Here is a 20,560-nt window from a genome sequence, read left to right as displayed (position 1 = left end):
GCAACCGACACACGAACCGATGCGGCCCCAGCCGCTCGTTTGTCGCTCAGACGGAGAGATCCGTGCCCCGGCCATCCCCTGGACCAAAGCAAGAGCGACCAGACGCCGGCAGGTCTCCTGGCTTGCGGGTCATCGCTTGATACACGGCCTTCCCAGGCCTCGCATGGTTTAGCGTCCGGCCCAGTGGCTGGCGGCATCGGCGCATTGCCCTGCCGCGCATGTGTATCGCGCTCGCCGCTTACAGTTGCAGGGACAGCCTCGGATTCGGTCGGGAAATCCCTTCCTCACCGCGTTCCCATTTTAAGCCTCTCTCGAGGCACCGGCGCGATCATATCCGGGCTGATGGCCAGCCCGGATGACAGCACAATACGAATTTCCGTTCATGCTGCAAGTGCTCACATATGAGCACTTGCAGGAATAGATTATACTGCCTGGTAAAGGCGGCGTTCGACAAGGCCGCTGTCCTTGAAGCGGTGCAGAGTCTTGGCCAGAGCCAGAACGCCGAGATCGACAAGCGGTTCGATCACGATCACCAGCATGTAGGCCCCTCCGAACGTGGCGATGGCGGCCATGTTGCCTGCCGTGAAGCCGTGCCCGTAGAGGGCCCAGAACGCGACCCAGCTGACGATACCGGCCTGATACGTCGTCGAAAGTGCCAGAGCCTGCCCGTAGCGAAGATCCACATAGGGCGTGTCGGGCGCGATGATCCGCCGGGCCAGCGCCGTCAGCGCGAAAAGTGGAACCAGTAGTGTGGTAACGTTCATGCTGTATTGCGGCAGATCGACGGGCGCAAAGAACACGCCCTGGAGCAACAGGCCAAGCGCCAGCCCGATGGCCGCTGGCGCAACGCCGAAAAGCAGGAATAGCGTCGATCCCAGGATCAGGTGCACTTCGGATACGCCAACGGGATGATGCGGCAGCACTTCGAAGAAGCAGAACACCAGCACCGTCGCCGCAAGACTACGGACCAGAAGCGACAGCACGCCGCTTTCCGCGATGGCCTTGCGGGCCAGATTCAGGCCATAGCCACCGGCGCTGGCTGCGGTGATATAGCTCAGCCAGATTTTTCCCTCGGCAACGACGCCGGGTTCGATATGCATATGCGTCTCCTCTGCCGTCCCACCGACGGCCTTGGTTATAGTCAACGCATGGCCGGTCTCCTGACTCGCGGGTCGTCACGCTTTCCGCCTTCCCGGAGCACCAGGGGTGCGCCAGTGGCTTGTCGGAAAGTCGCTCGCCGCTCACAGTCGCGGGGGCGGTCGAGGCTTAGGCCCGGGGGCCCTTCCTCATTCCCGTTTCATCCCTGATGCGTTGCCGCATCACGGACACCATGCATCGCAAGGCTAGGGCGCGGGGGATGCGATAAGTCAAGCAAATCCCGATTTTCCCGGATCCGCCAGACTGGAATCGCCACCCCGTATCACGGAATCAGTTCGATACGCACCCGCGCGCCATCCAGTTTCGCGAGCGGTTCGGCACTGCCTTCGAGACGGCCCAGGCGGACCAAGCCGCGCGAATAACCGAAGTCGCGGTAGAAGATCGCGAGATTGCCCCACGGCGCATAGTAGGCGATGTCGCCCGCTTTCGGCTCCACTCCCTCAGGCGCATCCTCGGTCGAGAGGCGCTGCGGCAGATCGGCGATCTTCTCGGTGCGATTATAATCGCTCAGCGTCAGTTCGAGTGGCAGCAGCGCCGCAAAGGCCCGCCCGCTCGCGCTGCCTTCCAGCACGGCAATCAATGACCGGTCGGCGGTGACAATCCTGATTTTCATCGGCTCCTCCACGGCTTGTTCGGATCGGTTCGGTCCCAGCGCCGAGGCATCGGCCCAAGATGCCGTTGCCTTGCAGGCGCCGGCCAGCCCGGCGATAGCCATCAAAACCAATGATCGTCCCAGTGCCCTCATGGCCGCACCTTTGCCCCCGTCAAACCAGATGCTGTTCGAAGAACGAGTGGAGCTTGTCGAACGGGATCACATCCATACGATCGTAGAGATCGACATGGCTGGCGCCGGGGACAATCACCAGTTCCTTCGGCTCCGCCGCCTCCGCATAGGCCGTCTCGCTGAAATAGCGCGAATGGGCCTTTTCGCCATGGATCAGCAGGACGGGGCGCGGCGCGATTTCCTTGATGTAGGTCAGCAGCGGCATGTTCATGAACGACAGCGGCGTGGTCTGCGTCCATGCATTGCCGGAATTGACCGCACGCGGATGATAGCCGCGCGGCGTCATGTAATAGTCGTGATAATCGACCAAAAACTGCGCTTCGCCGCCTTTCAGCACGTTATACGGGGGCTGGTAGGCCGGGGCGCCGTTTTCCGCGTCCGTCCAACGCTGCCGGCTCAGTTGCTCCAGCGTCTGCGTGCGCTGTTCGGGCGTCATGCTATCGTCGTAGCCCTTCGCCATCACGCGCGTCATGTCATACATGGTGCTGGCCGCCACTGCCCTCACCCGCTTGTCCACCGCGACGGCATTCAACGCCATGCCGCCCCAGCCACAAATGCCGATCACGCCGATCCGCTCCCGGTCGACGGCAGGGTGCAAACCGAGAAAATCGATGGCTGCGCTGAAATCCTCGGTGTTGATGTCCGGCGAGGCGACGTTGCGCGGCTCGCCGCCGCTTTCCCCGGTATAGGAGGGATCGAACGCCAGCGTGACGAAACCACGCTCCGCCATCGTCTGCGCATAAAGACCTGACGACTGCTCCTTCACCGCGCCGAACGGCCCGCTGACGGCGATGGCCGCCAGGCGCTTGTCACCGCGATCTTGCGGCAGATAGAGATCGCCCACCAGAGTGATCCCGTAGCGGTTCCGGAACGTAACTTTCCGGTGATCGACCTTCGCGCTTTTCGGGAAGGTCTTGCCCCACTCGTTCGTCATAGTCTGTGCCTCCGCATTGGAAGTGGTGAAAAGGGGTCCAGCGGCCATGCCGGCACCGGTCAGCTTCATCAGTGCGCGGCGATCCACATGCGCCGGGGTTTCCAGAGTGTTCATGAATGCCTCCTATGGTTTGAGCAGACGGCGCCCGTTGCCGATCAGCGCGAGGCCAATTCCAGCAAGGACGACGCTGCCGCTGAAAGTTGCCCCAATGGACAGGCCATCGAGCAGCAGCCCGCCGACGACCGCGCCGAGCAGGATCGACGATTGGATCGCGGCGACCATCAGGCTGCCCCCGGCCTCGGGCGCATCGTCCGCGTTCTGCGCCATCCAGGTCATCCAGATCACCGACATCGCAGTGTTCATCGCACCCCAGATCGCCAGGAACAGGCCCACCCCGACGATGGAACCGCCGAACAGCAGCAGCCCGAGAGTGCAGCCACCCATCAGCAGCGCGGGAAGCTTCAGAAGCGGGGCAACGTTGCCGCTCAGGAACCGGCTCGAAACCCATGTACCGACGAACCCCGCGCAGCCCAGCACCAGCAGCAGGAGCGAGAGCATCGTCACATCCACGCCCGTCACCTGCTCCAGGAACGGGCGCAGATAAGTGAACATGGTGAAGGCCGAGCCCCAGGACAGCATCGAAGCGATGAGCCCGCGCAGGAAATAAGGCCGCTTGAGCAGGTCGATCATGGCGCGAAAATCCTGCCGGTGGCGCGCGGGCAGCGAGGGCAGCGCGACCATGTGCCAGACGAGGTTGACCGCGACGATCGGTGTCAGCGCCCAGAACACCGCGCGCCATCCGAACAGGCCGCCGAGATAGGCGCCGACCGGCGCGGCGAAGGCCGCCGCGATGGCCTGCCCGCCATACATCAGCGCCAGCGCCTTTGGCACCTCGCTTTCAGGAACCAGCCGCATGATGACAGCGGTCGCCAATGCCCAGAATCCACCGATACAGATGCCGAGCAGCGCACGGCCGATCATCAGCACCGCAAAATTCGGCGCGGCCGCGACCAACACCAGCGACGCCAGCATCAGGGCGGTCATGGCGACCAACACCCATTTTCGATTCAGCCTGCCGGCGACGGTGGTGATGAGCAGGCTCGCCGCCACTGCAAAGAGCCCGCTGATCGAGATCGCCTGTCCGGTCTGTCCTTCGGTCGCGCGCAGCCCCGCGGCCATCGGCGTCAACAGGCTGACCGGCATGAATTCCGATGCGATCAACATAGCGACGCACAGTGCCATCGACAGCACCGCGCCCCAGGCGGCAACCGGTTTCGCTTGTGGTTCCGATGCGGTCGCAACCGTCATTCTCGTTCGCTCCTGCAGCTATCGTTGCAGCGCGGCTAGCAGAATCCTCATAAAACGATTACCCGTCGAAATCCGAATGAACTAATCGATCACAGCGAATAATCCGGCATCGGGATAGTGGAGAGCCGTCATGGCCAGAACCGATCTCAACCAGCTGACGTGGTTTCAGGCCGTGGCGCAGGAACGCAGCTTCACCAGGGCTGCGGCCAGGCTCGGCGTGGCGCAATCGACGCTCAGTCACACTATCAAGCAACTCGAAGCGCGCCTGGGCATACGGCTCCTGACACGCACGACCCGCAATGTCGCGCCAACGGCCGCTGGTGAAAGATTGCTCCAGACCATCACACCGCGCATCGCGGAGATAGAGGAGGAAATCGCGTCGCTGACGGCGCTTGGGGAGAAACCTTCAGGCTCGATCAGGCTCACGCTGTCCGACCACGCTCTCGAAAGCGTCGTCTGGCCCAGGCTGAAGCCTGTCCTGCGCACCTATCCCGATATCAGCGTCGAATTGATCCTCGACAGCACGTTCCGCAATATCGTCGAGGAAGGGTTCGACGCGGGCGTACGGCTCGGCGAAAGCGTCGAAAAGGACATGATCGCGGTACGCATCGGCCCGGACTGGCGGCTGGTGGCCGTGGCCGCGCCCGCCTATCTCGATACTCACGGGGTGCCGCGCCATCCGCAGGATCTGGTTCAGCATATCTGCATCAACATGCGCCACGAAACCGCTGGCGGGCTCTACGCTTGGGAGTTCGAAAAGGACGGGCAAGAGCTGCGGGTCCGGGTCGAAGGGCAACTCACGTTCAACAACAGCTACGCCATGATCGACGCGGCGGTGAACGGGTACGGCATCGCCTATGTCCCCGAAGATATCGTGGAACGGCACATCGCATCGGGCAATCTGCGACTGGTTCTCGCCGATTGGTCGCCCTTGTTCGACGGTTATTTCCTCTACTATCCCAGCCGCCGCCAGAACCTCCCTGCGTTCAAGGTCATTGTCGACGCTTTGCGATATCGGGATTGATGGTCATGCGTTAAGGCTGAGATACCCTAGCGCGTTTTATCCAGGGTATTCCGCCATTTTTGTCCCATGTTGCAATCAGAGTGCGTAGCTTGCGATGGTCCGCCCGATCTCAACGACATTCGTCTGGCCAATAAATTCGAATTTGACCCGCCCGAGACCTGAGAAATACATCTCGAGTTCGGAATCCAAATCTAACGAGCCAGCCGTCTCTACGGAGAAAGCAGTGATCTTGCTGTAGGGCAGCGACATGAAGTCTTTCTTCTTCCCCGTGATACCTTGGACGTTCACTGCGATGACGCGCTTGTCGGTGAAAACCACACCATCTCGCAAAGCCTTAAAAGCACTAAGAATCGTTTCCCCCGAAATAAGTATTTCAGCCGCTTTGGAGGTGTATTCGTTGTTCGCCTTGAGTTTGAACACTGATCCGTTTTGGAAATCGATCATATTGCCCCCTTCTTCGACAGACGCTTAGACATCGCCGACCAAGGTTAAAAATACGTGTTAGGCGAACAGACATGACTAGCCTGCCTCACTAGCTCTGCGTGGTGATCGTGACCAGCAACTAAGTGTTTAGCCGGATAAGGTGTCGGTCAGCTTGCCCTTCCACGCTGCCAAGGCTGACGACTAAGCGTCGCTGGCTGAGCGCAATCTTCGCAGCCCGCAGTATAGGCAAACCCGCTGATCGGAGCGCGACAGACTATCCCGCCAGCAATGGCCCCGCGGCAGAAACAGGCATTTGAAAAATGCGGCCAGTTTGAATGGCTGCCTCATCATGCGCCTCGTTTACCATGTTCTCCGGTTCTATCAGTCTTTCAGCGACAGGGCGTGATATATGTGGGAGTATTTCCAAAGCGATTGGGCAGCATAGCCCGCCCACGAGGTCCTCTCATGCCGCATCCATGTTACACAAAGCAGCCGGACCACTCGGAAAAGCACGGGATGCGACGGGATGGCAATGAAGCAAAAGGCAACGTGGAAATCGCCTAATTCCAAGGCAACCCCGTATAAGCCTTTGAAAACAAATGGCGCACCCGAGATGACGAAGATGAGAACTGGGTCGTCGTCGTTTAAGCGCCGGGATGCAACGAACGGTAGGGGCGCATTTCCATTTCCGTTGAAAGACGTCGAACGGCGCGGAGGAGATCAACGGTAAAATGAAGCATGAATGCGCCGCTCACCAGTTGAACCGGATGCCCAAGGTGCCAGCGGTTGCGGACTGGCGGTTGCGGTCACCGTCGAGCGACCAACGGTAACTGGCTTGGCCGTAAAGACTCACATTCTGATTCAACTGCGCAGTGACACCGCCGCCGACCTCCAGCGCCGTGTTGCCGAAGCGGGTCTTGATGGCTGATGAGGATTGTCCAAAGAACGCGCTATCGCTGCCGGAGAGGGCATGCCAGAGGTTGACTCGCGCATAAGGCTGGAGCACGCGCCGCTCATTGTGACCGGCGTATTGCAACCTTGCCCCGAGCCGTCCGGTCCAGGCCTTACCCGCATTCCAGTCCACACCGGAATACGCGTCCCGCGCCCGGCCCACTGAGACATCCTGGTAGATAATCTGCGCCTGCGGCTCGATCAGCCAAGCGTCACCCTTTCCGAAGCGGATCGGGTTGCCCGCCTCCAGTGACGCGGTGTATCCCGTCACATTAGTCGAAATTTCCGCTCCATAGAAGGACGATGCCTTCGCGTCGTACCAACTCCGCTGGAACACCGCGTCGAGATACCAACCACTCGGCCCAAAATGTGTCCAATAGCCCCCCACCGACGGGCCGTTCATCAGCAGGCGGCCCACTGCCAGATTTTGTATCCCCAGAGCGAAGCCGCGCACCGAGGACGCGTTGTAATCGGCGTAGGCCAGATACACGCCGACATGGTCCCGATGACCACTGTTCGTCGTCCGACGCAGGATATCGAAGCCAGCCTGGAATCCGATCAGGTCGCCGGTCGCTTTCGCATCTACCGTCCCGTTCCAGCGGTTACTAACCCGTTCCCCGAGCCCCCGCCCCCAAATGCCATTCGCATAAGAGCGCGACTGTGACAGGCCCAGCAGGTTCTCCAGCTCCCCAACGCGCTCATGCAGTGTTCCCAAGGTCGATAGGCCCATCTGCCGAGCAATCGCAGGGATTGGCGCGTAGAGCGCCACTTCCGGACGGTAGAGCGGAATGTCTGTATCGCCCGGCGTCGTCGGTTCCGTCGGTGTGTCGATGAGATGGGATCGGAGGAACCAATCGTTCGGATCGGTGCTACCTCCACGGAAAAGCTGGTACTCATAGGCTCCGGCAGCGACGCGCTGACCAAGCGTGAAAGCATCGGTAGCGGTGGTGCCGCCTCCGGTTACCTGCACCAGCCGAATACCATCAGCCACGGTTTGCGCACCTGGACCGCCGGCGTTATTGACGAACATGGTGGTTGTGCCGCTAGCTCGGCCGCCATTGAGCACCAACAGATTGGACGGCGAGTTGTCGTCGCCGAGATAGGTGTTGAAACCTATGCGGCTACCGGCACTGCCGATGTAGTTGTCAACCGTGAGTGTACTGTAGGCTTCTGGCCGTGCCAGAAACTGAATCAGGCCGGCATTGCTCACGCTGCCGATTGCATTGGAATTCCCGGTGACATTCCAGGCGCTGCCGGCATAGATTGCAACATCGGTCGCGTTCCTCGCCAGCCCGGTCCAGAGACTGCCCTGAACCAGCGCTACGTCGGCCCTATTACCGGCATCGGCGAGCAAGTCGCCCGTCCATTGCGATGCGTTAAGATCGGCGCTGGCGATACCGTCCAGGCCACCCAGCACCAGATTGCCTGTCCAGTTGCTGTTGCCAAGGTTGTAGGTGAGCGCCGAGGAACCGATGACCACATCGCCAACCAGCGCTGGTATGCCGGTTACGTTTAATGTCAGGTCGCTTGGCGTGCCAATCCCATCTTCGGTCACATACGCCAATAATGCCCGGCCGTTGACTATGGCCGGGGTGATTGCGGCGCCACCACTGATCGAGACGGTGCCGGTGCCGCCCTCGGCGAGTACGATCGCACTATTGGCGGCGCTCAGGCTGCCACCGGTGACCGATACAGCACTCGGCGTATTGCCGGTGACGTAGATCGCTGCCGATCCGGTGCCATTCGCCGAAACCGTAGCGCCAGTGACATCGATCGTCCCGCCGTTCATAGCAGCAATACCGTGTGCGACACTGCCCGTGGTGGCGACCGAACCACCGGTGACTTGTATGCCGCCCGCATTGCTAACCTGGAGGCCAGCAGCACCAGCACCGGTAGTGGCGATGGTGACATGACTCAGGCCGATTGTGCTGCCAATATCTCGTGCAGACGCACCGAAGGCGTTTTGTCCCTGCGTGGCGACTTTTGCATCCGCAGCGGTGATCGTGCCGCCCGCCATCGCATGTACGCCTATGGCAGCGATGTTGGTGGTGGCGACCGATGTGCCAGACAGGGTGATGGTGCTGCCTGCATCGGTCGCCCGGACGCCATCAGCGCCGCCGACTGTGGCGGTATCAGCGCCATTGGTCGTGATAGTGCCGCCGGTGATCAAGGCCGTGCCGCCTTGGCTGACCCTGACACCGATTGCTCCGTCTCCATGCGCGGTAATCTTGTCATTCTCGGCCTGCAGCCGGCTACCAGCCCCGACCACGTCGATGCCGTGGGCCTCGAGACCTATCTCCGCATCCGGGAACTGCAGGACGGGAGGGGTTCCCGCTATCACCCGATATCCAGTGGTGACTTCGCTGCCCGTCACGATGACCGTGCCTGCGCCGTTGACAAGGATACCTGCGCTGGAAGGGCCGGTTGTGCGAACTATAGTGTTGGTCAGGGTGACCATGCTGCCCGCCCCATTCGCCACCGCGCCGGAGGAATTGGGTTGATAGGTGAAAATGCCGTAGCCCGAAAAGTCGATCTTGCCCCCGGCATCGGCCCACACGCCCGGGCTGTCCGCACCATAAGTGGCGGAACTTGCACCGTTACTGACCTGTATGCTGCTGCCAACGCCCCGGGCGAGCATACCCGGAGAGTTAGCGATAATTGTATTTCCGTAATAATCGCCGGTCGTGGCGGCGGCGCCATCGATGGTGATCGTTCCTCCATCAAGGGCGAACAGACCGGCACTGCCGTTGCCGTGGGTGTTCACATAGGTATTGTTCAGGGTCAGGCTGCTGCCGGAACCCGAGGCGACGGCGCCAGGGGCGTTATCGCCGTAACTGAACGTGCTCAAGTTGCTGAGGTTGATCGAGCCCCCAACATCCGCCAAGGCAGCGGAGGCGCCGACGCCATAGGTTGTGACGTCGGTGCGGGTCAGGTTGATCAACCCGCCGCTTGCCGTGTAGGCGCCATGCGCATTGTCGGACGCCGTGTTGATCCGGCTATCTGTCAGCGTAGCGCTGCTGCCTGTCCCAACCGCCCTGATGCCATCGGCGCCGGCGTCATTCGTGTAGATGGACGTATAGCTGCCGGTGATCAGCCCCCCGTCATCGGTGTAGAGGCCATGGCCGCCCGTGCCATAGGTGGTGATCGTAGCACCTTCCATAGACGTGCCGATCACGTTGATCGTCCCTCCACCGGTCGCGTACATGCCGAAGCCGCTGCCGATTGCGGTCAAATTGATCGAGGTGCCGTTGTAGGCCCCGCTATCGGAGACCTCGACCACAGGTGCAGAGTCAGCACTTTCTCTCATGGTGAAGGCCGGATCCGAGCAACTGCCGGAGGAAATGCTGACCGCAGCTGGCGCCGATGGGGCGCATTGCGCGAACGCTTGCGCGGAGGGCAGCAGTGCAGTCATCGCAGCGGCCAAGAAGCAGCGATGACTGACAGCAGGGTTCAATAGCGCCTTCCGTGAATTACCCCCCCATGCACCGAAGCTAGGCACGTTAAACCGCGTCTCCATACGGTCAGCGAACAATCGGCGCACTCCTCTTCCACAAATCATCGCAAGATGAAGATATTATAAAAATCAATAATTAATATTTTTATAAAAAGTGCATAAGCGAGTGAGGATATGTGATTTGATTTAAATATCCAGCGACTTACACCTTGGCGACGTTTCCACACCAAACATCATCACGAATTTTTAAACCAGAACTTCACTTATGAAAATAAATCAGCAATTAATGTATATATAATTTATCCGTCAAAAATCCTTATGTAAATAATGGAACATGTATATCCATATCATAATTTCTATTAAACATCTTCATTATGGTCAGCGCTTTATACTCTGCGATCGAATATCGGCCTCTTTCAGTGATGATAGCGTCCACAATCCCATGTCGGGCAAGCTCTTTGCGCAGGCGGTAAACATAGACGTTGATGATATGACAATTGTCGGTCGCCCGATCCTCCACAGCGCGCTGAAGATCTTTATTAGCAAGGCCGCATCACCTTGCTCAGCTTGGGGCTCGGCCTCGATTTACCAAGCCCGAGCCCCGTGCTGTTAGCTTTTAGAATGCCACTAGAATGCCACTCGCAGACCGGCATTACCTTTGAGCACATAGCTATCGCCAAAGTCCTTGAATGGACTGCTGCCCGAAACTTCTGCGTAGAGTGTGACTCCTTGCCCCCAGCTGATGCTACCGCCGAGGCCAAGTTCACCCCAGAACCGATAGTTTGCATTGTCGATATCGGTTCCTGCAACCACAGCGCGAGTACCATCCAACCATTCGTAATTCAGGTTGATGAGACCGTAGATATGACTACGCCCTTGTTCCCACTCACTCTGGCGGTCGAGCGACAGACCCCACCGTGTCCTCAGGCTATCACCCTTGTCGGATTTAACCGATGCCCCTGTGGGATCAAGCAAACCGTCGAAGCGGACGTTGGAATAGATCATCTGAACCTGCGGCGTAACGCTAAGCTTACCGCCGATCGAGGCGCGCTTGCCGATTTCCAAACTGAACGCTTCACCACTACCATCGTTACCATCGGCAAGCTTGCCGAAAATATCCGAAGTAAGGTCACTGTTGTACCAGCTCACTTGCGCCTGACCGTCGACATAGAAGCCATTAAGCCCGTACCAGGTCAGACTTGCCCCAAAGCCATAACCGTCGGTTTCGAGCAACCCATTGCCGGAAAGCGAGCGAATGTGACTCTCCGCCTGCCCATAATAGGCATTCAGGCCTGCGACCAATTGCCCACCATTTTCTGCGCTGATGAGCACATGATCGGCCCCCACCTGCATCTTCCAACTGTTGATCTTCTGGTCAAGCCCGCTGCTCGAAACACCTGGATTGGCGCGGTTGCGGGTGCCTTCAACGCGCCCCCAGACACCACCGCCGGCAATCCCGGCACCTGTTGCCCAAGACCGGTTTCCGACGCGCTGCTGCAACGTCGCCAAGCCGTTGAGCGCCTGCAGGTTGGCACCATAGGCTTCGTAGATCGGAACCCCCGGTATGCAGAGGGGCTCCGGCTCAATCGGACCACCGGTGCCAGGCTCACCTGTACCAGGTTCACCTGTGCCGGGCCCACCCGTCCCAGGATTGCCCGAATCGACGGGAGCCAGACTCGAGCGCAGATACCAATCCCCGTCAGTTGAGTTGCTTACGCCATTTTTCTGCAAAGTGTAGGCGTATGCGCCGGCAACGATTGCCTGCTGGCCGGCAATCTCATAGTCGCCCACCAGTGTGAATGTGCCGTCCGAAGCCCCCCTCACATCGACAACCTTGATGCCTTCCACGGTCGGCGCGCCGGTCCCACCCAGATTGGTCACCACGATCTTTGAGGTGCCGGAGGTACCGCCAAAGAACTGCAACTGATCGGTCTTGGATTGATCGTCACCCAGTACAGTCTCAATCTGGAAAGTACCGTTGTTGCCGACATATGCACCATTGACGGTAAGGATATCGTCAGCAGCATTATCCCGCAGCGAGACAGTGCCCGCATTGTGCAGGAAACCTGAAATTACGGTATCACCACGGCCAGGGTTGCCCGCATCGTCATTCCTGTCGCTGATGAAGGTCGTGCCAGCAGCCAGCGTCAGGTTACCATTGATATTCAAGCCGCGCTGACGGCTTTCCAGCGTCGAGCCATCGGTCAGGAAGATGCCCGTGCCCGCAACACCGTTTCGGCCCACGTTCAGATTGGCAAGACCGCCCTCCAGCGTGAGGTAGCTGTCTTCAATGTTGAAAACATCCCAACCAACGATCTTGCTCGCATCATAGGTGCTTTTGGCCTTATCGAGATTCAGCGTATCGCCGGCCTGACCGCCGCCATCCACTCGGGTAATGCCGGAGAAACCGCCGTGGAGATCAAGAATATCCACGCCGCCACCGAGATCGATCCTGCCATTAACGCTGGACTTCTCGACGCCCGGAGTGTTCGGGTCATCGACAATCTCCTTGGCATTTTCGATGACGACGTGACTGTCGCCCCCGTTGTTGCCAATGGCTGCGCCGCTGCTGGCTTCAATGACCGAACCGTCTTTAACGGTGATGTTGCTCATCACACCAGCGTTAGTCTGAGTCCATATCCCCCAACCGCTGCCAGCCTCGATATGCCCACGGGTCGTGACATTCAGCGCGTTGAGCGTGGGATCAGCCAAGGCTGCGGAAGATGAGCCGACGTAGATGGCGTTGTCCGCGCCCTTCACGTTGTTAACGTCAAAGCTCACGGTCTTTGCATCAGCGTTATCGGCATAAAGCTCGATACCATCATCTCCGGACACGATGCTGCCAGCTACAGTGACGCTGGTCGCACCGGTGCCGCTGGCGAAGCCATTGATACCGTCATCTCCAGCCGTGATATTGTTCGCAGTGACAGTAAAGTCGTTTGTGCTCGTAGCGTTGTCGAACCAAATGCCGATAAAGCCGGCGTCAATATCGTTCGCAGCCACCGACACGTTGCCCGTGTTGAAAGCATTGAAGCGGATACCACTGGCCCCAGCCGTAACGTCGTTCACCGCAATCGAGTAGTTGTTGTCGGTGACATTGTTAGCGCCTGCAACATCGACATAAATGCCTTCACCGGCCGCATCGATATTATGAGCAGTGATAGCTGTATCGCCGAGACCGTAAGTGGTCCCCCAGATGCCAAGACCGCTTTCACTGGTAATATCGTTCGCAGTGATAATCGTGTCGCCGCTACCACGGTGGACAAAATGAATCCCACTGGCTTGGGAAGTGATATCATTTACCTCGATATTGAGGTCGGTCGAAGGCACGAATGTCTCAATATTGATACCTTCATTGCCGGAAGACTCAATATCATGAGCGATAAGGGTGGCGGAACCTGAGCCGGCATGATCGATCCACATGCCGATACCTGCTGTATTGATATCATGAACGGTGACCAAGGTATCGGTGCCGTGAGTCTCGAACCAAAGGCCATGCCCGTTCGTGCTCTTAATATCGTTCGCGGTCACAGTCGTCGTCCCAGTGCCACGATGGACAAAATGGATGGCGCTGGCCTGAGAGGTGACGTCGTTTACCTCGATATTGAGGTCGGTCGTGCTTACCGAAGTGTCGAGATTGATACCCTCATTCCCGGCTTCGATATTGTTTACATTGATGCTAACTTTCGAAGGACCATCGGTGTCGACGTCCATCCATATGCCATTCCGATCCGCGACGATCGAGTCATGAACTGTGATATCAACGTCGCCATCCCCGCTGGCGAAGCCATAGATTCCGTCCAAACCTGCCGTAATCTTATTTACGTCAACGGTGAAGTCACCCGAGAACGGGCTAGCATCAAAAATGATGCCAGTCGCACCCGCATCGATATCATGGGCGGTGATAGAGATATCACCTGTGCCAAGGTTATTGAGCAAGTGGACGCCGTGATCGCCAGCATTCACATCGTTGACTTTGACAGTCACGTCAGTCGTGTCGACGCCCATGTGCACGGCAACGCCGGTGCTGACAGAGGTTAGGACACCGTTGGTATCGATGCTCACCGCCCCAGTATTTTGGCTGTACACGCGGATACCAACATTGCCCTGCGACGTGATCGCAGACTGATTCACATCCGTAAAAGTGATGTCACCGGTTCCGGTTCCGGTAATCGTAATGGCTCCCAGTGAAGCATTGGCATCGATACCAAAACCCGGCTCGGTCGTTACCGTCGTGGTTCCATTATGATTGATCGCGACCGGAGCGTCAGTGCCAGGCGCACCTGCCGCGCCCGAGCACAAGTAAGTGGTGCCATCAAAAGTGCAATCGCCTGCAAAAGCTGGGGTGGCCGAGAACATGACACCGCCAAATGCCAAGGCGGCAGTAGCGAACGCCGAGGTAGCACCGATCGAGTGCGGGGCAATACCGCCAGCAATGCCCTTGTACTTGCCCACTCGACCACCATGAAGCAGGGCCTCGCGCCAAGAGGCCGCCTTAAGCCCGAATTTGGAGATAGTTGAAGAATTTCCGTCCATCATTGTTACCTTCGACATTGAGCGTTGCGAACTAGTCGAGGCTAGAGCTCCCTTAGCCACTCCGGCCAAATATGGCCGAAAATAAGCAGGTGACCTTAAAACCCCCACCCCTGAACATTTTGACTCTGCAAGACCAATAACCCCTCCAGACAAACCAAGAAGGGATACATGAATCTTTATAAATAATATGAGTATTACCGCCAGTTAGCTAATTCTTATAACAGAATTACCCTATAAATGACCCATTACCCCTCATCTGTTATTTTCGGCACTTCCCATCCCACAGGCCTTACTTATTTTAAGCTCCACCCCCTCACAATCTCACTGCATGTCACTTGATGTCATGTCCTGTCATCTTCAGAGTGCGGCGTATGCGCGCGACAAAGATCATCTTTTGAAGCGATTCTCGCTCTCAGAGCTTGCCGATCTGCCTCAGAGAATGCCCCGTTTGCTGTCGAGCCACCCATCCATACTCGGTCGATCCGGCAGCAGCCCTGCTCTGCGGAATTCTGGTCAGCGAGAATCAGGCTCGGCGATCGGAACCAATGTTCCGATCAATCGACCAGGCGCACTCAAGCGAATGACGCGCTGCGCTTCGCTGAAGCTCAAGCACGGAATTCAATCTGCGCAGCTCGGCACATTGAACCTCTCCACACATGGCCGTCGCTCACGGCCTCTCGGCCTGAAGCAAGGCGACAGCATGTTGAGGTGGGTGATTTCCAGATGGCCACACGGCCTTCTTTCCATGCGAGCTAGCCCGCCCCCCCTATATCCAGTAACCCCGCCTCATTCAACCAAGCAGGTAGGGATATGCAATTGAATGTTCACAATAACTATATGATTTATATAGTTTAAATTGCATAAGCAATTGCAGATTCGTAATCGCTTGTTCCAGTTTGTTGCCACACGGATTACGGCCCCGAAAACCTTCTCAACAATCGCTCCCTCGGCGGAGGGAACTTAATGGCCCGAATGACAAAGGCGAAAAATGTCGAATGAGAGCGATCACAGAGAAGTACCTTCATCAGATGATGTTCTAATCTCAACAGATTTTGTAGAACATTATCTGAGAAATGACTTCTGGCGTGAAGTAACTAGACCCTTCTATGACACTACATCGATAATAGGAGACGAAAGCCCACCGCTGGAAGGCACTATGAGATTGCAGCAGGTGGGGAGGCTTCAGTTTGCCTCCGTCACATTCAACCCCCAGCGATACAATCGTGATCGGCGCATCATCGCATGGAGCGGCCTTGATCATTATCTTGTTGCGATTGTGGGCGCAGATATGTTTGGTGACTTCGCTGGCACCAGTGTCACAGCTCGGCCCGGAGATATTTGCATCCTGGATTTGACACAGGTCCTTCTGGGGCAGGTGGCCGCCGGCGGAATGTTCTCAACGCTCATTCCGCGCCGCGCCCTCGCAAAAGCATGTGGCCACGCAAATTTGCACGGCCTGACCCTCAAAGCACACCTGCCGATGACGAAACTACTCGCCACTTATCTTGGGGGGCTGAGCGACATCTCAGATCAGCTGGCAGACGACGAAGCTGCTGCGGTAGAGGACGCGCTGGTAACGATACTCGCCGCGGCTGTACGAGGGGAACAACCCAACACAGTCCGCGACCTTCCACCTTTGAGCGTGGCCTTGCATCAACGCGTTCTGGATTTTATTGACAGCAACATCAACAATCCGGACCTCAGTCCAGATTTCATTCTTCGGCACTTCAATGTTTCTCGTGCCCATCTTTATCGCGCGTTCGCCGGGGATGGCGGCATCTCAAGTGTAATTCGGGATCGGCGGCTGGACGCAGCTTTCCTCGAACTGACGCAGACCGATGTGATTGATCGATCCATTTCAGAGATCGCTTTTACGCTTGGCTTTACGAATGCCACTCACTTTTTACGCTGCTTCCGGACACGCTTTGGCTTAACACCCAGTGAAGCGCGGCATGCAAGGCCATCTCGCTCACCAACTTCCGAACTTCGAGCGCACTTCCTCGACATTCGAAGAAGGGTCTTAAACCCGACGAATTGACCAGCGATGAGATGGAGCGGCGGGACAACGGCGGCGACTAACGAGCAATGACATTTGTTGCCGACAACTCGTGATGCCACCCCAGGGTGCGTAATCGAGGGGTGTGATCGACCGGCCACATATCTGCCAAACCGAGACCCGCCAGCTTCTGCCCTCCACCAAGCGCGGTCGCCCACCACGCCCCTTACTACTGCTATTGAAGAACCACTCGACTCCCGAACGTTGCGATCCGCTGGATTCAAACCCCCATGCCCGCCGAATTTTATAAAGCAGCCTTTGAGACACGTGGCATACAAAAATGAGACGCGTGGATGAGGCATTGAACACGTCGATCACGTAGCAGCATCGCCCTTAACCTTGTCGTTTGCGCAACTCGCTCGGCCAATAACCAGACAGGGCGCAATGACAGTAAATGCAAGAATGTGACACCGTCTGAAGTTGCTCGCTCGTGAGGCTTACATTCTATAGCTCGCCGCGGAACGCACCCGAGCGAATGGCGGGCGACGACAGCGAAATTGAGTGCCAGGAAATGTTTATGTACTCACTATCAGGAGACGAGGGAGGTACAGCCAATAGCATCAAGATTACACCACTTATCTATCTTGTTGATAAAGATGATGGTTTTCGAGAAGAAATGCTCGCAGACCTCTCTAAATTAGGCTTGAACGTCCTTGGTTTTGATGGCGCTGCATCCTTCTACAGGGCTTACGCTGCCCGGCCATCTGACATCGTCGTCCTTGATTTCGATTTGGACGAGGAAGACGGTTTATCGATCGCCGCTCATTTGCGCACTTCGCAGTCAGTCGGCATCATCTTAATCGCCGCCCGTGACTCTGTAGACGATCGTATCAACGGACTTAGAGCGGGAGCTGATGCTTACGTCGTAAAACCCATTGGAGCCGAAGAGCTGGCTGCCGTGGTGGTAGCACTCAATGACCGTCTCAGCCGGGGCGGGAGCAAAAATCTTTCTCAGACCACGGGTGGCTCATGGGCTCTAGTGGAAGGAGGATGGGTGCTTGTAGACGGTGAAGGTCATCGCCTCCGCTTAACCACTGCAGAACAGCGCTTTTTGAGGCGGCTGTTTGCTGAGCGCGGGGAGGCCGTCGAACGACGCGCCCTCGTGGAAGCTTTGGGCAAAGACATCTACGAATACAACTACGCTCACCTGGATACAGTCGTGAGCCGCCTCCGCCGACGAGCCAAAAAGGCCAACATGACGCTCCCTCTACACGCCATCCGCGGGATAGGTTTCGCCTTTACTGATTAAACGCGGGACACTTTGCTCGGCTGAGAGTGATGCGATTGCGCCTTGCAGCTACTCGGCTGCAAGCTCCGCAAGGAGACCCGACATGAGTGAGCTGTACTGGCTGACCGGGAGCAATGGTGCAGACGGCACCATACTTTCCTGGAAGCCGCCACGAATGCCAAGTCGACAGTCAGCAGGATCTTGCTGGAGCAAAAGGGCATAAAACTCTTCATTGCAGGCTGGCATCCCACCCCTTCCCATCAAATACGACAAACACCCTCATGAACAGCATCGAAATCATCTCGGCCAGTTCAAGGAATGGCCGCGCAACAGTCCGATACGGCCGATGCCCCGACCGCCTTCTCTCGCTGAACACGAATCCCGCCCCCTGCATATCCCCATCAGATCTCACTGCGAAGACATCAAACTCAACGATCCGTCATCATGTGATTGAATATGACAGGATGTGAGATTGCAAATGCAATAATTTAATATACATATTACAAAAACCAAGAAAACTCCGAAATTTACAATCAAGTTATCAAATTAATAATAATATTACTTGAAATGGGGTGAATTGATATGCCGAATACATCTAGATTGAATAGATTAAAATTGGCCACATCAACATTTGCAATTTCCACTTCTGTTTTTGCCTCTAATCTCGCGTTTGCACAGGCTCCGACAAACGAAGAGCTGTTCCGAATGATTCAGGCGATGGAGCAGAAACAAGCGGCTCTGGATGCCGAGCTGCAGACAGCGCGAGAAGAAGCCGCAAAAGCGAAAGCGGAACTTGCCGATCTGCAATCCAGAACGGCGGCCACTACGCCTCGCGAACACTCGTTCGAAGGCCAGGCGGCCATTGAAAGCTGGAAGCGGGTTGAGGCACCGCCGGTGGTTGCAGCCGTTTCTGCCCCCAATTTCCGCTTTGGCTTCGGAGGGGGCTACAACAACAGCACCGAAGCCGGGATAGGCTTCGCCGACGGATCGATCGCGTTGCCGCTGGGGCAAGATCTGGGTGCGCAAATCGACGCGGTCGGCGGTATCGCCGGTGGCAGTGGTTTCGCTGGCACCGCGGCGCATCTGTTCCACCGCGATCCGGAACGTGGCGCAGTCGGACTGTACGGGAGCTTCCTGTACGGTTCCGGCAACTACGCAAAGAAGGGTGAAGTGGTATCAGGGGTGCAAGCGGTCAAGGTTGCCGCTGAAGCCCAGCTTTATCTGGACAGATTCACCTTGCAGGGGATTGCAGGCGGGCAGTGGAACAGCCTCGATCGGAATACGAGACTGTTCCTGGATGGCCGCGCAGCCTGGTATGCGGATGATGACTTGAAGCTCAATATTGGCTACCGGCACAACAATTCATTTGTCGATAGCCGCGAATTGGTCGGTGGATTGGATTACAATATCCCATTTGGAAATGGGACTGCCGCCCAAATCTATGGTGATGTCGGCTATGATTTCAAACATGATCGCGGCATCAACTTCATGCTGGGCTTACGGTTTGCATTCGGCAGTGGAAACAAATCGCTAATCCGGCGAGAGCGCGAGGATTATCTCCCCATATATCTGGGGCGCGATGCAGCCGGCTTGCCCGATTCGACCAACAAGCTTCCCTCAGGTCCCCCGGGGGCCCCGGGTGTTGACGGCACCCCAGGAGCGCCCGGGCCTGTAGGTCCGACTGGTCCTTCCGGCACGCCGGGTACTGACGGCATGCCAGGTCTCGATGGCACGCCGGGAGCGCCCGGACCCGTAGGTCCGACTGGTCCTTCCGGCGATCCTGGGGCGCCAGGAAGTCCTGGCGAGCCCGGAAGTCCTGGCGAGCCTGGTCTACCAGGTGAGCCTGGGACTCCAGGCCCCGTAGGACCGACTGGTCCTGAGGGCCCCATGGGGCCTCCGGGCGAGCCTGGGACTCCAGGTTAAGGGGCGTAGCTAGTGGTACCGTGGCCGTCATAGTCATTATGGCGGCCACTTAATGTTGATGGCATGCGCTATACGTCCACACAGGAATCATGTTTCATGAAGAACATATGGGAAGTTTGGACATCTGCCTTAAGTTCTGATGAGTGTGATGACATAATCTCCAGAGCAAGTTCTTACCCGGAAAGAGATGCGACTGTTGGATTCTTAGAGCACAACAGGGTCGATAAAGGTTTGCGGGAATCGTCCGTCAGGTGGCTGTCTCCTAAAGCCGAAGGCGGTCTGGTTAACCGATTGATGGAGTTCGTCTTATCCTCCAACAGGACGAACTTCGGCTTCGATATTGTGGCTCCATTTCAGTTGCAATTCACCGAATACCACGGGAGCAAAAAGGGAAAGTACGGCTGGCACCATGATGTCCAGCTCAATGGTCCCGCACCTTATGACCGAAAACTTTCGGTCGTTGTCCAACTATCCGACCCTGAAAGTTATGAGGGTGGGGAGTTCGAATTTTCCACGGTGCAGCATCCGGGCGCCGTGTTTCAGCCGCGGGGTAGCCTGCTGATATTTCCATCGTTCCTGCAGCATAGGGTTCTGCCGGTCACGAAAGGAATTCGGCACAGCCTGGTGACATGGATTGAGGGTCCAAAATGGCGATAACCCATGCCGCATTTGTGCGACTGGCTGCAGGCCGAAGATCGCATGCCCGGACTTCTCCTTGCGCGCTCCCAAAGAGCACGAAGTGGTGCCCAGACTTGCAGATTCACGCCATGCATCTCACCGC

At 57.3% G+C, this 20,560-nt stretch carries 12 protein-coding genes and 2 riboswitches; of the genes, 5 read left to right on the top strand and 7 right to left on the bottom strand.

The window, feature by feature from the left end; translation table 11 throughout:
* Nucleotides 1-90: 90 nt before the first annotated feature.
* Nucleotides 91-339: riboswitch (cobalamin riboswitch) on the bottom strand.
* Nucleotides 340-422: 83 nt separating this feature from the next.
* The 4 genes from K5X80_RS09965 to K5X80_RS09950 all read right to left on the bottom strand — a co-directional run bounded on the left by K5X80_RS09965 (nt 423) and on the right by K5X80_RS09950 (nt 4,079).
* Complete coding sequence (locus tag K5X80_RS09965) at nt 423-1,100, bottom strand: energy-coupling factor ABC transporter permease (protein ID WP_222557593.1); 678 nt, start codon at nt 1,098-1,100, stop codon at nt 423-425.
* Between the two features lie 33 nt (nt 1,101-1,133).
* Nucleotides 1,134-1,348, bottom strand: a riboswitch (cobalamin riboswitch).
* Between the two features lie 72 nt (nt 1,349-1,420).
* Nucleotides 1,421-1,771, bottom strand: coding sequence for a cyclophilin-like fold protein (locus K5X80_RS09960; protein WP_261390488.1), 351 nt, complete (start codon nt 1,769-1,771; stop codon nt 1,421-1,423).
* A gap of 151 nt (nt 1,772-1,922) precedes the next feature.
* The gene (locus tag K5X80_RS09955) at nt 1,923-2,990 is read right to left on the bottom strand and encodes an alpha/beta hydrolase (protein WP_222557592.1); all 1,068 of its coding nucleotides are present in this window, start codon (nt 2,988-2,990) and stop codon (nt 1,923-1,925) included.
* 9 nt (nt 2,991-2,999) lie between these two features.
* Nucleotides 3,000-4,079, bottom strand: a complete 1,080-nt coding sequence (locus K5X80_RS09950) for an MFS transporter (protein WP_283249155.1) — start codon at nt 4,077-4,079, stop codon at nt 3,000-3,002.
* Between the two features lie 235 nt (nt 4,080-4,314).
* Here K5X80_RS09950 and K5X80_RS09945 point away from each other — a divergent pair, with 235 nt between their 5' ends.
* Complete coding sequence (locus K5X80_RS09945) at nt 4,315-5,208, top strand: LysR family transcriptional regulator (RefSeq protein ID WP_222557590.1); 894 nt, start codon at nt 4,315-4,317, stop codon at nt 5,206-5,208.
* A gap of 75 nt (nt 5,209-5,283) precedes the next feature.
* Here K5X80_RS09945 and K5X80_RS09940 read toward each other — a convergent pair whose 3' ends face one another.
* The 3 genes from K5X80_RS09940 to K5X80_RS09930 all read right to left on the bottom strand — a co-directional run bounded on the left by K5X80_RS09940 (nt 5,284) and on the right by K5X80_RS09930 (nt 14,590).
* Entirely contained in the window at nt 5,284-5,652 is a 369-nt protein-coding gene (locus K5X80_RS09940; protein ID WP_222557589.1) for a PH domain-containing protein, read from the bottom strand.
* A 730-nt stretch (nt 5,653-6,382) separates the two neighbouring features.
* Nucleotides 6,383-9,994, bottom strand: a complete 3,612-nt coding sequence (locus tag K5X80_RS09935; RefSeq protein ID WP_222557588.1) for an autotransporter outer membrane beta-barrel domain-containing protein — start codon at nt 9,992-9,994, stop codon at nt 6,383-6,385.
* Nucleotides 9,995-10,663: 669 nt separating this feature from the next.
* Nucleotides 10,664-14,590, bottom strand: coding sequence for an autotransporter outer membrane beta-barrel domain-containing protein (locus K5X80_RS09930; protein ID WP_222557587.1), 3,927 nt, complete (start codon nt 14,588-14,590; stop codon nt 10,664-10,666).
* Nucleotides 14,591-15,560: 970 nt separating this feature from the next.
* Here K5X80_RS09930 and K5X80_RS09925 point away from each other — a divergent pair.
* The 4 genes from K5X80_RS09925 to K5X80_RS09910 all read left to right on the top strand — a co-directional run bounded on the left by K5X80_RS09925 (nt 15,561) and on the right by K5X80_RS09910 (nt 20,436).
* Nucleotides 15,561-16,610 carry a helix-turn-helix domain-containing protein gene (locus tag K5X80_RS09925; RefSeq protein WP_222557586.1) on the top strand — a complete coding sequence of 350 codons (1,050 nt, stop codon included), beginning with the start codon at nt 15,561-15,563 and terminating at the stop codon, nt 16,608-16,610.
* A gap of 493 nt (nt 16,611-17,103) precedes the next feature.
* A complete protein-coding gene (locus K5X80_RS09920; RefSeq protein WP_261390487.1) occupies nt 17,104-17,877 on the top strand; it encodes a response regulator transcription factor in 774 nt (257 codons plus the stop codon).
* Between the two features lie 561 nt (nt 17,878-18,438).
* Nucleotides 18,439-19,779, top strand: a complete 1,341-nt coding sequence (locus tag K5X80_RS09915; RefSeq protein WP_222557585.1) for a collagen-like protein — start codon at nt 18,439-18,441, stop codon at nt 19,777-19,779.
* A gap of 96 nt (nt 19,780-19,875) precedes the next feature.
* On the top strand, nt 19,876-20,436 hold the full coding sequence (locus K5X80_RS09910) for a 2OG-Fe(II) oxygenase (protein ID WP_222557584.1): 561 nt from the start codon (nt 19,876-19,878) through the stop codon (nt 20,434-20,436).
* The last annotated feature ends 124 nt before the right edge of the window (nt 20,437-20,560 follow it).

The organism is Caenibius sp. WL (assembly GCF_019803445.1).
Classification (GTDB): domain Bacteria; phylum Pseudomonadota; class Alphaproteobacteria; order Sphingomonadales; family Sphingomonadaceae; genus Caenibius.
Note: the sequence above shows the minus strand (reverse complement) of the source record. Positions and strands in the feature narration are given on the sequence as shown.